Source organism: Allobosea sp. 05T439, assembly GCF_056396005.1.
The window spans coordinates 107,569-119,344 of sequence record NZ_JBFTKP010000008.1 but is presented as its reverse complement, the minus strand read 5'-3'; the positions used below and the strand labels follow the sequence as shown (position 1 = coordinate 119,344).

11 protein-coding genes are annotated in these 11,776 nt (G+C 64.9%); 5 read left to right on the top strand and 6 right to left on the bottom strand.

What is annotated here, in order from left to right; translation table 11 throughout:
- A complete protein-coding gene (locus tag AC1DIO_RS11700) occupies positions 1-1,026 on the bottom strand; it encodes an ABC transporter substrate-binding protein (protein ID WP_441506358.1) in 1,026 nt (341 codons plus the stop codon).
- 160 nt (positions 1,027-1,186) lie between these two features.
- On the opposite strand from AC1DIO_RS11700, the gene AC1DIO_RS11695 reads away from it, so the two are divergent.
- On the top strand, positions 1,187-1,654 hold the full coding sequence (locus tag AC1DIO_RS11695) for an Lrp/AsnC family transcriptional regulator (protein ID WP_441490791.1): 468 nt from the start codon (positions 1,187-1,189) through the stop codon (positions 1,652-1,654).
- Between the two features lie 9 nt (positions 1,655-1,663).
- On the opposite strand, the gene AC1DIO_RS11690 is transcribed toward AC1DIO_RS11695, so the two are convergent.
- The gene (locus tag AC1DIO_RS11690; protein WP_441490792.1) at positions 1,664-2,554 is read right to left on the bottom strand and encodes a hypothetical protein; all 891 of its coding nucleotides are present in this window, start codon (positions 2,552-2,554) and stop codon (positions 1,664-1,666) included.
- Between the two features lie 331 nt (positions 2,555-2,885).
- Here AC1DIO_RS11690 and dnaK point away from each other — a divergent pair, with 331 nt between their 5' ends.
- Positions 2,886-4,811, top strand: coding sequence for a molecular chaperone DnaK (dnaK, locus tag AC1DIO_RS11685; protein ID WP_476853427.1), 1,926 nt, complete (start codon positions 2,886-2,888; stop codon positions 4,809-4,811).
- 153 nt (positions 4,812-4,964) lie between these two features.
- Positions 4,965-6,104, top strand: a complete 1,140-nt coding sequence (dnaJ, locus tag AC1DIO_RS11680) for a molecular chaperone DnaJ (RefSeq protein WP_441506357.1) — start codon at positions 4,965-4,967, stop codon at positions 6,102-6,104.
- 75 nt (positions 6,105-6,179) lie between these two features.
- On the opposite strand, the gene AC1DIO_RS11675 is transcribed toward dnaJ, so the two are convergent.
- Together AC1DIO_RS11675 and AC1DIO_RS11670 are read right to left on the bottom strand one after the other, a co-directional pair.
- Positions 6,180-6,371 carry a CsbD family protein gene (locus AC1DIO_RS11675; protein ID WP_043234134.1) on the bottom strand — a complete coding sequence of 64 codons (192 nt, stop codon included), beginning with the start codon at positions 6,369-6,371 and terminating at the stop codon, positions 6,180-6,182.
- Positions 6,372-6,460: 89 nt separating this feature from the next.
- Positions 6,461-7,297 (bottom strand): helix-turn-helix domain-containing protein, encoded by an 837-nt coding sequence (locus AC1DIO_RS11670; protein ID WP_476853426.1) that lies wholly within the window; start codon positions 7,295-7,297, stop codon positions 6,461-6,463.
- Positions 7,298-7,439: 142 nt separating this feature from the next.
- Between AC1DIO_RS11670 and AC1DIO_RS11665 the strand changes: the two genes are divergently transcribed.
- Positions 7,440-7,847: a hypothetical protein gene (locus AC1DIO_RS11665; RefSeq protein ID WP_476853425.1), complete on the top strand. Its 408-nt coding sequence runs from the start codon at positions 7,440-7,442 to the stop codon at positions 7,845-7,847.
- 217 nt (positions 7,848-8,064) lie between these two features.
- Positions 8,065-10,266, top strand: a complete 2,202-nt coding sequence (locus AC1DIO_RS11660) for an esterase-like activity of phytase family protein (RefSeq protein WP_476853424.1) — start codon at positions 8,065-8,067, stop codon at positions 10,264-10,266.
- 141 nt (positions 10,267-10,407) lie between these two features.
- Here the strand turns inward: AC1DIO_RS11660 and AC1DIO_RS11655 are convergent, their stop codons facing one another.
- Together AC1DIO_RS11655 and AC1DIO_RS11650 are read right to left on the bottom strand one after the other, a co-directional pair.
- A complete protein-coding gene (locus tag AC1DIO_RS11655) occupies positions 10,408-10,803 on the bottom strand; it encodes a cupin domain-containing protein (RefSeq protein WP_441490799.1) in 396 nt (131 codons plus the stop codon).
- A gap of 159 nt (positions 10,804-10,962) precedes the next feature.
- Positions 10,963-11,763, bottom strand: coding sequence for a MetQ/NlpA family ABC transporter substrate-binding protein (locus tag AC1DIO_RS11650; protein ID WP_441490800.1), 801 nt, complete (start codon positions 11,761-11,763; stop codon positions 10,963-10,965).
- Positions 11,764-11,776: the final 13 nt, after the last annotated feature.

The window sequence follows — 11,776 nt, the reverse complement described above, 5'->3', positions numbered from 1 at the left end:
TCAGAGGGTTTTGATGGCGCGCTCGTAATACTGGGTCTCGAACAGGCCGTCGAAAGGCAGTTCCTTCTCGAGCGAGCCGAGCTTGACCTGATAGGCCTGCATGGCACGCGACGGCTCGATGATGACGCGCGGATCGATCTGGAACTTGCTGGCGGGCGAGGTCAGCGCCTGTCGGATCAGGGCCGGGTCGACGATGCCCTTGCCAAGCGCGGCGCCGACATGCGGGGCAGCCTTGTCGGGGTCCTTGGCGATCAGAGCGGCGGCACGCACCAGGCTCGTCACCAGCTTCTGCACGGCGTCCGGATTCTTGGTCACGAAATCGCCTGATGCTGCGACCACGGTCCCGGGCTGGCCGGGGAACAGCTCCTCGCCGCCGGCAATCAGCTTGATGCCGGGATTGCGGGTCTGGATGATCGACAGCGCCGGCTCGCGCACGATCGCGCCCTCGACAGCTGCAGCGAGCACGGCCTGCTGTGTCGCGTCGATGCCCATGGGCACGACCTCGACATCGGCCTTGTCGGCCTTGGCGACCTCCCAGAGCCAATATTGCAGGGTGGTGTTGGGCACCGAGCCGGCGGGCTGGGTCGCAAGCCGGGCCGGTTTTCCGGTGGCGGCCCTATGCGCCTCGAAGGCCGCAGCCGGTGCGGTGCCGGACGTAAAGAACTTGGCGAGCGCGGGAGCTGCCACGAAGACGTTCTCGGCAATCGCAGTTGCGGCCACGACGCGAATGTCGACGCTGCGCGAGCGGGCGACGGCAAGTGGCGCGATACCCGCGACATAGAGGTCGATCGTGCCCGAGGCCAGGGCCTGGATCATGTTCGGACCGGATTCGAAAACCGTGAAGGCGGCATTGATGCCGGCCTCCTTGAGCCAGCCTTCGCCATTGGCAACGAAGACGGGCGCCGTGCCGATGACCGGGATGTAGCCGACACGGGCTGTCACGCCGCTCTGGGCCCATGCAGCGCCGGCAAGGGGAGTGCTCGCGAGAAGCGAAGAGCCGGCGAGCAGAAACTGGCGGCGATCCATCGATCCATCCTTCGTGAAAATCGGTCCGGCGAGAACGCCGGTTGACAGATTGAGAAAAGGATTTTCTATCTGAAAGCAAGATGCGGGCATCGAAAAGATGATTTTTCTCTAGATTCCCAATTCAATAGGAAATTAGTTCTCCAATTGATGGGCTGAGAGAATGGATGCGATCGACCGGAAAATCCTGACTGTCCTGCAAGGTGATGCGAACATCTCGATCGCCGAGCTGGCCGATCGCGTCGGCCTCTCGCAGACCCCCTGCTGGAAGCGGATTCAGCGGCTGGAGGCGACGGGCGTCATCACCAAGCGTGTCGCGCTGGTGGCGCCGGAGAAGATCGGACTCGGGCTCACGGTCTTCGTCCAGATCGAGACCGCCGACCATTCCGGTCCCTGGCTGGAAAAATTCGCGCAGATGGTCGCGTCGATGCCGGAGGTCATGGAGTTCTACCGGATGGCCGGCGATGTCGACTACATGCTGCGCGTGGTGGTTGCCGACATGGCGGCCTATGACGGGTTCTATAAGCGGCTGATCGAGACGATTCCGCTGAAGAACGTCACCTCCCGCTTCGCGATGGAACGGATCAAGGCGACCACGGCCTACAAGGTTCCGGACCTGCCGAAAGTGTAAGGGTCGGGCTTACTGGGTCGGAACGGCAACCGCCGGCGCGACCGGGCGGGCCACGGCCGGTCGCGCCGGCTTGGGCCGTTCGGGCTTGGGTTCGGGCAGGCCGAGGCGGGCACGGATTGCGGCAGCCTTGGCCTCTGTGATGCGCGCGGCGCAGAAACCGAGCGAGCCTTCGCGCTGGAAATCACGGCAGGTCAGCTCACGCTCGGAGGTGAACCCGGCCTGTTCCCGCGCGATGCTGCGCTGCGTGCTGAGATCGCCCTTGGCTGCAAGCGCGCGAAAGCCCTCGCGCACCGCGCGCTCCGCCCTGCCGCGTTCGGATTCGATCTCCTTGGCCCGCGCCGAGAGGGTGCGTGCATCAGGGCCCCAGAGGCCTCGCGGATCGATCCGGCAGGCGGCTGCCTCGATCACGCAGGGTTGCTCCGGCTCGACCACCAGAAAGGCGCCCTCCAGGACATCGAACACGATCGGGCAGGCCGAGGCCTCCAGCTTGTAGCGTGGCACACCGGCCGGCTTGCCGAGCGATGTCACCGGCAGCGGCGTATCGCCGAAGGAAATGGCACAGGGCTCGGTCAGGTTGCCGGGCTGGAAGCCGGCAGCGTTGAGCTTGAGGCCAAAGCCGGTCGGTGTCTTCTCGAAGACCGCTTCGCCGGCGCCGCCATTCTGCCGGAGCACGCGGCCGATGATCCCTTCCTCGGTCGGCAGCTTGATGGCCGGCATCGACGGGGTGTGCGGCTTGGCCGGTCCGCCCGTGCCGGGGGGCGCCGCCTGATGTGCGCCCGGCGGATTGAAGGGTTGCGCGCCCGGCAATTGCATCGGCTGAGCCTGGGCAAGCCCACCCGAACCGGCTGCAGCCAGCATCGCGAAGATCTTGAGGGCTATGCGGCCGGGTCTGGTCAGCATCGGGTGCCGTGAAATGGTAAACGCAATCTTCTGCATGAATTGGCGAGCGAACGCGTGCAAGAGCATTGGCGCAACACTGCTTGGCAATGATGCGGCCGCGACGTCTCCCCGCGTGACGCGCGCGGTTGCCGATTCTTAATCCGGCTCCGTGTCTTGCAAGGGCGGGAACACCCTCACTATATACGCCGCCAAGAGGCGGTTTGACGACCGCGAAACGTGGAATGCCGGTTCCGTTTGCCGCGTAAGGCGGGGGCGGGCCGGTCCATGGGCCGGCAGGCGGTGCGAAATGCGTCGCCGGTCGGCGATCTGCTAATCGAAAGGGATCCCGTCCATGGGTAAAGTTATTGGTATCGACCTCGGCACGACGAACTCCTGCGTTGCCGTGATGGAAGGCACTACACCGAAGGTTATCGAGAATTCCGAGGGCGCGCGCACCACGCCCTCCATCGTCGCCATCACCGATGACGGCGAGCGGCTTGTCGGCCAGCCGGCCAAGCGTCAGGCCGTCACCAATCCGGAGCGCACTTTCTTCGCCATCAAGCGCCTGATCGGTCGGACCTTTGAGGATCCGATGACGAAGAAGGACATGAATCTTGTCCCTTACCGGATCAAGAAGGCCCCGACGGGCGATGCCTGGGTCGAGGCTGACGGCAAGGACTATTCGCCCTCGCAGATTTCCGCCTTCACCCTGACCAAGATGAAGGAGACCGCCGAGGCCTATCTCGGGCAGCCGGTCACGCAGGCGGTCATCACCGTTCCCGCCTATTTCAACGACGCCCAGCGTCAGGCCACGAAGGATGCCGGTCGCATCGCCGGCCTCGAGGTGCTGCGTATCATCAACGAGCCGACCGCGGCTGCGCTCGCCTATGGCCTGGACAAGAAGACCACCGGCACGATCGCGGTCTATGACCTCGGCGGCGGCACCTTCGACGTCTCGATCCTCGAGATCGGCGACGGCGTCTTCGAGGTGAAGTCGACCAATGGCGACACCTTCCTGGGTGGCGAAGACTTCGACATGCGCCTGGTCGAGTACCTTGCGGACGAGTTCAAGCGCGAGCAGGGCATCGACCTGAAGAAGGACAAGCTCGCCCTGCAGCGCCTGAAGGAAGCTGCCGAGAAGGCCAAGATCGAGCTTTCCAGCGCCGCGCAGACCGAAATCAACCTGCCCTACATCACTGCCGACGCCTCCGGGCCGAAGCACCTCGCCATCAAGCTCTCGCGCGCCAAGTTCGAGAGCCTGGTCGACGATCTGATCCAGCGCACCATCGAGCCCTGCCGCAAGGCGCTCAAGGATGCCGGTCTTTCGGCGGGCCAGATCGACGAGGTCGTTCTCGTCGGCGGCATGACCCGCATGCCGAAGGTCCAGGAGGTGGTGAAGCAGTTCTTCGGCAAGGAGCCGCATAAGGGCGTCAATCCGGACGAGGTCGTCGCCATTGGCGCCGCGATCCAGGCCGGCGTGCTGCAGGGCGACGTCAAGGACGTGCTGCTGCTCGACGTGACCCCGCTCTCGCTCGGCATCGAGACGCTCGGCGGCGTGTTCACCCGCCTGATCGACCGCAACACCACGATCCCGACCAAGAAGAGCCAGGTCTTTTCGACCGCCGAGGACAACCAGGGCGCGGTGACGATCCGGGTCTTCCAGGGCGAGCGCGAGATGGCTGCCGACAACAAGATGCTCGGCCAGTTCGACCTGATGGGCATCCCGCCGGCGCCGCGCGGCATGCCGCAGATCGAGGTGACCTTCGACATCGACGCCAACGGCATCGTCTCGGTGACGGCGAAGGACAAGGCCACCAACAAGGAGCAGCAGATCCGCAYCCAGGCTTCCGGTGGTCTCTCCGAGGCCGACATCCAGAAGATGGTGAAGGACGCCGAGGCGAATGCCGCCGAGGACAAGAAGCGTCGCGAGCTGGTGGAAGCCAAGAACCAGGGCGAGAGCCTGGTGCACTCCACCGAGAAGTCGCTGAAGGACTATGGCGACAAGGTTTCTGCCGCCGACAAGTCAGCGATCGAGACCGCACTGGACGCGCTCAAGGCCGCGCTGGCCGAAGAGAATGTCGAGGCGATCACCTCGCGCACGACCGACCTGATGCAGGCCTCGATGAAGCTCGGTGAAGCCATGTATGCGGCGAGCCAGGCCGAGGGTGCCACGGCTGAAGGCGGCGAAGAGCATGCCGACGCCAAGAAGGACGACGTCATCGACGCCGACTTCAAGGATGTCAGCGACGACAAGAACGACAAGAAGAAGAGCGCCTGATCGCGCTCTGACCTCTCCACGACGACCTGGCCGGGCTCGCCCCGGCCATCTCGTTCGGGAAGGGCCTCTTGCAAGGGAAATGTCGTTCTTCTGACGAACATGGCCGGGTTCCCCCGGCCATGATGCCGAGAAGAACGAAGGGGTGGCTGTTTGATGTCCAAACGCGACTACTACGAGATCCTCGGCGTCTCGAAGACGGCTAACGAGGCGGAGCTCAAGAGTGCTTTCCGCAAGCTCGCGATGCAATGCCATCCCGATCGCCATCCCGGCGACAAGGGGGCCGAGGCCAAGTTCAAGGAGCTGAACGAGGCCTATCAGGTCCTGGCCGACGGCCAGAAGCGCGGCGCCTATGACCGCTACGGCCACCAGGCCTTCGAGAATGGCGGCGGTGGTGCCGGCGGCGGGGCCGATTTCTCCGACTTCATGTCGGACATCTTCGATTCCTTCTTCGGCGATGCGCGGGGCCGCGGTGGACCGCGCGGTGCCAATGGCCGCGAGCGCGGTGCCGATCTCCGCTACAATCTCGAAATCGGGCTGGAGGACGCCTTCGCCGGCAAAAGCGCCTCGATCCGCGTGCCGACCTCGATTGCCTGCGAATCCTGCTCCGGGACCGGCGCCAAGCCGGGCTCGACGTCGCGCCAGTGCCCGACCTGCGGCGGCCATGGCCGCGTGCGCGCCAATCAGGGCTTCTTCTCGGTGGAGCGCACCTGCCCGACCTGCAACGGGCGCGGCGAAGTCATCGACGACCCCTGCAAGAACTGCTCGGGCGCCGGGCGCGTCACTCGCGAGCGCACGCTGTCGGTCAACATTCCGGCCGGCGTCGAGGATGGCACACGCATCCGGCTTGCCGGTGAGGGCGAGGCTGGCCTGCGCGGCGGGCCGGCGGGCGACCTCTACATCTTCCTGTCGATCAAGCCGCACGCGATCTTCCAGCGCGACGGGGCCGATCTGTTCTGCCGGGTGCCGCTTGGCCTCACCTCGGCTGCTCTCGGCGGCGAGATCGAAGTCCCGACGCTGACGGGCGAGAAGGCACGCGTCAAGATTCCCGAGGGCACGCAGAACGGCAAGCAGTTCCGGCTCAAGGGCAAGGGCATGAGCGTGCTGCGCTCGCGCGAGGTCGGGGATCTCTATATCGAGGTCGTGGTCGAGACGCCGCAGAAGCTGACGGCGCGTCAGCGCGAATTGCTGCTCGAATTCGAGCGCGAATGCTCAGGCGCAACCCACCCGGAAACCGCCGGCTTCTTCGGTCGCGTCAAGGAGTTCCTGGGCGGCATGAGCGGCGGCGCGGCCTGAGCGCGGGCCCCGCAATTGAAAAGGCGGGCGACCCGTCCGGGGCACCCGCCTTTCAGATCGCCGGCCTGATGCAGATCAGGCCTTGTCGATCACTTTCTTGACCGCATCCTTGGCTTTGCCAACGGCCTGCTGGGCCTCGCCCTTGCGCTCCTGCGCAATCCCTTCGGCCTGAAGCCCCGGCTTGTTCATCGCCTTGCCGACGCCCTGCTTGACGTTGCCGGCGGCCTCGTTGGCCATGCCCTTGATCTTGTCCGCGGTGCTGCCCATGGGTCCTGTTCCTCTGTTAAAAAACGCATGTCGTATCAGCGACTTGTGCTGAGGAAACGGCTGGAACGGGCAAAGGTTCCCGGAAAAGTTCAAGCTGCTCCGGACCGGTCCGCGGATGCGATTGCCATCAACCGCAGCGCCTCGGCGGTCGCCGCATCGGCCGGAAAGAAGGTTTCCAGCGCCAGTTCCGACAGCGTGATGTCGACCGGCGTGCCGAAGACGGTTGTCGTCGAAATCAGGGAGAGCACCTGCTCGCCGACCTTCAGCTGCATCGGCACGACGATCGCAGCTTCCGCCTCGGGTTCCGGCGCGTGGCCCTTGCGAGCGGGCTGAAGTGGCGCCGGATAGGTCAGCAGCTCGACGAGGAGATCGGCCAGGATCGGATCGGCCGTCGCCCTGATCTGCTGCCTCAGCCTTGCGATCAGATGGCTTCGCCATTCCGCGAGATTGACGATGAAGGGTGCGAGCCCGCTCGGATGCAGGCTGAGCCTCAGCACGTTGACGGGTGGGCGCAGCAGCTCGGCATCCGCGACAAGGCCGAGGAGAGGCGTCACCGCGGCATTCGCGGCAAGCAACGTCCAATGCCGGTCGACCGCGACGGCCGGATAGGGCTCGTGCCCCTTCAGCACGAGATCGATCGCCGACTTGGCTGCCTGCAAGCTCGGATCCTCCAGCGACCGTTCGAGATAGACCGGGGCATAGCCCGCGGCCAGCAGCAGGGCGTTACGCTCGCGCAGCGGCACGGCGAGATACTCCGCCAGGTGCAGAACCATGTCGCGACTCGGCGCCGAGCGGCCGCTCTCGATGAAGCTGAGATGCTTCTGGGAGATCTCCGCTTCCAGCGCGAGGTCGAGTTGGCTCAGCCGGCGCAGCTGGCGCCAGTCGCGGATGAGGTGACCGACGGTGGGTTGATGATGCTTGTTCATGGCGAGAAACCTATCCGGGCTGTCGGTTCGTTCCAATTACCTCTCGCTTAATCGACGGGCCGACACGACAGCGTCAGCATGGCTCCAACATCAACAGCCCGGGCCGGCCGCCGGAACGGACTCACACCCAGGAGACCACGCCATGTCCTCGATCCAGTCCTCGCGCTTCCTCCGCAATGCCCTTGCTCTCGATGCCGCTGCCTGCGCCGCCACCGGTCTGCTGCTCGCCTTCGCTGCTGCGCCGCTCACCGGATTGCTCGGCTTCCCCGAGGCTTTCCTCCGCGGCGCCGGCCTGGTGCTGCTCCCCTGCGCCGCGCTGCTGGCCCTCCTCTCCAGTCGCGAGACCCTGCCGCGGCTCGCCGTCTACGCGGTGATTGGCATCAACCTCCTCTGGATCGCCGACAGCATCCTGATCCTGGTTGCCGGATGGTTTGTGCCGACCGGGCTCGGCATCGCCTTCGTGCTGGCACAGGCTGCAGCGGTCGCGATCGTCACAGAACTCGAGATCATCGGCTTCAAGCGCTCGACCGCCGTCGCCGTCGCCGCCTGAACGTAAGCAGCAGGCATCTCCAACTCGACGCCTTCCGGCCGCCGCCGGAGGGCGTCGAGCTGTTTTCGCAAAGCCATCTTGTGGCGTGGGCGTCTTGTTCGCGGCCCAATGGGGGAGCGCGGGCTCCGATCGGGGAAAGCGTCACGAAACTGTCGTCCGCACTCAATAGCTGATGCGGCCTGCACAGTTTCTTGCCCCAACGGAACAGGACCGCCCCATGCGCACCTCACTCGTTCTCGCGGCTCTCGCCTCGGTCCTGCTTGGCGGCACGGCTCTGGCCGAGCCGATGTTCAACCGTGTCGCGACCTTCTCCGTGCCGCTCAACCTGCCGCCCGATCGCGACGCGTCCAAAAAGACGGTGTCGGAGATCATCGCGGCCAACGAAGCGGGAACGCTCCTGGCCTATACCGATGCCGAGCAGAAGGCCCTCGGCCTGATCGACATCACGACGGCCTCCGCTCCGAAGCCGGCAGGTTTCATTCCGCTCGAGGGCGAACCGACCTCGGTCGTGATCCTTGGCGACAAGGCCTTCGTCGTGGTCGTCACCTCCGGCGACAATTTCAAGGAGCCCGCCGGGCACCTTGCCACGGTCGATCTCAAGGCGCGGCAGGTCGTTGCCAAATGCGAGCTCGGCGGCCAGCCGGATTCGATTACGCTGACCAAGGACAAGGGCAAGATCGCCATCGTCATCGAGAACGAGCGCGACGAGAAGCTGAACAAAGGTGCGCTGCCGCAGCTGCCCGCCGGCAACCTGACCCTGGTCGGCATCAAGGATGGCGGCGCCGATTGCGCCTCGCGCCAGGTGATCGACCTGACGGGCATCGCCGCCATCGAGCCGACCGACCCCGAACCGGAATTCGTTGACGTCAACCAGGACGGCCTCGCCGTGGTGACGTTGCAGGAGAACAACCACCTCGCCATCATCGATACCAAGACCGGCAAGATCGTCACCCATTTCTCCGCCGGCACCGTCGATCTGAAGAACATCGACAAGACCCGCGACGGCGAAATCAAGCCGGTCGAGGAACTCAAGGGCGTCGCCCGCGAGCCGGACGCGGTGCGCTGGATCGACACCGAGCGCTTCGTCACCGCCAATGAAGGCGATTGGAAGGGTGGCTCGCGCGGCTTCACCATCTTCCGCAAGGACGGCACGATCGAGTTCGATTCGGCTGCGATGGTCGACCATATCGCCATGCGTCACGGCCATTATCCGGAAAAGCGCTCGGCCGCCAAGGGCAGCGAACCGGAAGGGATCGAGGTCGGCACCTACGGCAATGACAAGCTGATCTTCGTCGGCCTGGAGCGCGCCTCGCTCGTATTGGTCTTCAAGGACGAGGGCGCCGGGAAAGCACCGCGTTACCTCCAGGCCCTGCCGGGTGGCATCGGTCCGGAAGGCCTGCTTGCCATCCCGCAGCGCAATCTCCTTGTGTCGGCCTCCGAGACCGATGTCGGCGAGAAGGGTGGCGCCCGTTCCGCAGTGACCATCTATGAGCGCAACGAAGGCCCCGCCGCCTATCCGACGATCGTCTCGCAGGATCATGAGGGTCTGCCGATCGGCTGGGGCGCGCTGTCCGGACTTGCCGCCCATGGCAGCACAGCTGGCCGCCTCTTTGCCGTGACCGACAGCGCCTATACGCCGTCCCGCATCCTCGAGATCGACGCCACGCAGAAGCCGGCCAGGATCGTCGCCGGCCTGACGGTGACCAAGGGTGGCAAGCCCGCCTCCTATGACCTGGAAGGGATCGCGACCCGCGCCAATGGCGGCTTCTGGCTGGCTTCGGAGGGCAATCCCGAGATCAAGGACAAGCCGACTCGCAATATCCTGCTGCGGGCGACCGCAAAGGGTGAGATCGAGGAGGAGATCCACCTTCCCGAAGAGCTCGACAAGCATGCCGTGCGCTTCGGCTTCGAGGGCGTGACGGTGACCGGCGAGGGCGCGGACGAGACCGTCTGGCTTGCCGTGCAGCGCGAATGGAAGGACGATCCCAAGGGCAAGACCAAGATCCTGTCCTACAAGCCGGCCAGCAAGCAGTGGGGCGTGCTGCATTACCCGCTGACGGCTCCGGCCGCCGGTGCCTGGATGGGCCTCTCCGAGTTGACCTATCTCGGCAACGAGACCTTTGCCGTGATCGAGCGCGACAATCTCTTCGGCGCCAAGGCGGTGAAGACGCTGGCCACCTTCTCGGTCAAGKGTCTGACGCCGGCCGCAATCGGCGCCGCCGCCATCCCGACCGTCGAGAAGAAGCCGCTGCGCGATCTCACGCCGGATCTGATGAAGGCTGGCGGCTATGGGCTCGACAAGGTTGAGGGCATGGCTGTCGACAAGGCTKGCAATCTCTTCGTTGTCACCGACAATGACGGTGTCGACGATTCCTCCGGCGAGACCCAGTTCTTCGCCTTCGGCAAGATCTCGCGGTAAGGCACGCGCAATCGCCCGGCAGCGGGCCTCAGGCACCGCCCCGAAAAGCGGATTGCGGTTTTCGGGAAAGACGACGCAAACACAGATGGCTGGATCGTCGGACCGGAAGGTCCGGTCTGACGATTTGACGTTGCCGGGTTTCTAGCGAACCGGATCCAGGAACGGCGTGTCCGGCTCGCTGACATAGAAGATCACCACTTTCAGCATCTCGTTGCCGCGGTTGTAGCCGGTCATCTTGACGTTCGGCGGTTCGACCAGCGATTCGCCGGCCTTCACTGTCACGGCCGTGCGCCCCTGCATTTCCAGGGTGAAGGCGCCTTCGATGACATGGACCGTCACCGGGAAACGGTGCGTATGGAACGGTGTCCTGTCTCCCGGCTTGATCATGGCGGTCATCACCCTGATTTCCTGCTGGGGACCGGTCGGCATTCCCGGAACCACTGTCTTGAGCACGAGTTCAGGGCGCGCCAGCCGTTCGGTTTGGGCGGCGGCCGGCAGTGAGGCGAGGGCGCAGGCGGCGAGCGGCAGGCAACGCATGATCTCCTCCTCTGATCGCGACAATCCTGCTGCCATCATAGCCGCCTGCGCCGCCGCAGGCCCGGCCCATCTTGCCTGCAAAGAAAAACCCCGGATGCTTGCGCATCCGGGGCAGGTGCCTGGCCGTATCGCGTGACCAGGTGGGAGGAACGATTGAGATCACCAGCCAGCGAGCACGTTGCCCTTGAAGCGCTCGGTGACGAAGGCCTTGATCTCGGGTGAGTGATAGGCTTCGACCAGGGTCTTGACCCAGGGCTTGTCCTTGTCAGCCTCGCGCACGGCGATGACGTTGACATAGGGGCCCTTCGGGTCTTCGCGCAGGATGGCCGAGGTCGGCTCGATCTTGGCGTCGACGGCGTAGTTCGTGTTGATCGAGGCGGCCCCGACATCGGCGAGCGAGCGCGGCGCCTGCGCCGCATCGATTTCGATGATCTTCAGCTTCTTCGGATTGGCGGTGATGTCGGCGACGCTCGGCTTCACGCCGACGCCGTCCTTCAGCTTGATCACGCCCTTGTCCTGCAGCAGCAGCAGCGAGCGGCCGCCATTGGTCGGGTCGTTCTGGATGGCGACGGTCGCACCATCGGGAATCTCGGCCCAGCTCTTGTACTTCGACGAATAGATCCCGAGCGGGAAGTTCACGGTCAGGCCGACGCTGACCAGCTTGTAGCCGCGGTCCTTCACCTGGTTGTCGAGATAGGGCTGGTGCTGGAAGGAGTTGGCCTCCAGCTCGCCTGCATCCAGAGCCTGGTTCGGTACGACATAGTCGGAGAACTCGACGATCTTGATGTCGAGGCCCTTCTTGGCGGCGATCGGCTTCACCTTCTCGAGGATCTCGGCATGCGGGCCGGGCGAGACGCCGATGCGCAGCGTCTGGTTCTGCTGGGCCAGGGCCGGCACCGAGAGGAGAAGGGCGAGGCCGGAGGCGGCAAGCGCGGCGCGGCGGGTCAGATTGATCGACATGATGTTTCCTTGC

Excerpts from the sequence above, each read along its gene's own strand:
- AC1DIO_RS11700 (WP_441506358.1), bottom strand. The coding sequence starts at position 1,026 with ATGGATCGCCGCCAGTTTCTGCTCGCCGGCTCTTCGCTTCTCGCGAGC.
- AC1DIO_RS11695 (WP_441490791.1), top strand. The coding sequence starts at position 1,187 with ATGGATGCGATCGACCGGAAAATCCTGACTGTCCTGCAAGGTGATGCG.
- AC1DIO_RS11690 (WP_441490792.1), bottom strand. The coding sequence starts at position 2,554 with ATGCTGACCAGACCCGGCCGCATAGCCCTCAAGATCTTCGCGATGCTG.
- dnaJ (WP_441506357.1), top strand. The coding sequence starts at position 4,965 with ATGTCCAAACGCGACTACTACGAGATCCTCGGCGTCTCGAAGACGGCT.
- AC1DIO_RS11675 (WP_043234134.1), bottom strand. The coding sequence starts at position 6,371 with ATGGGCAGCACCGCGGACAAGATCAAGGGCATGGCCAACGAGGCCGCC.
- AC1DIO_RS11670 (WP_476853426.1), bottom strand. The coding sequence starts at position 7,297 with ATGAACAAGCATCATCAACCCACCGTCGGTCACCTCATCCGCGACTGG.
- AC1DIO_RS11665 (WP_476853425.1), top strand. The coding sequence starts at position 7,440 with ATGTCCTCGATCCAGTCCTCGCGCTTCCTCCGCAATGCCCTTGCTCTC.
- AC1DIO_RS11655 (WP_441490799.1), bottom strand. The coding sequence starts at position 10,803 with ATGCGTTGCCTGCCGCTCGCCGCCTGCGCCCTCGCCTCACTGCCGGCC.
- AC1DIO_RS11650 (WP_441490800.1), bottom strand. The coding sequence starts at position 11,763 with ATGTCGATCAATCTGACCCGCCGCGCCGCGCTTGCCGCCTCCGGCCTC.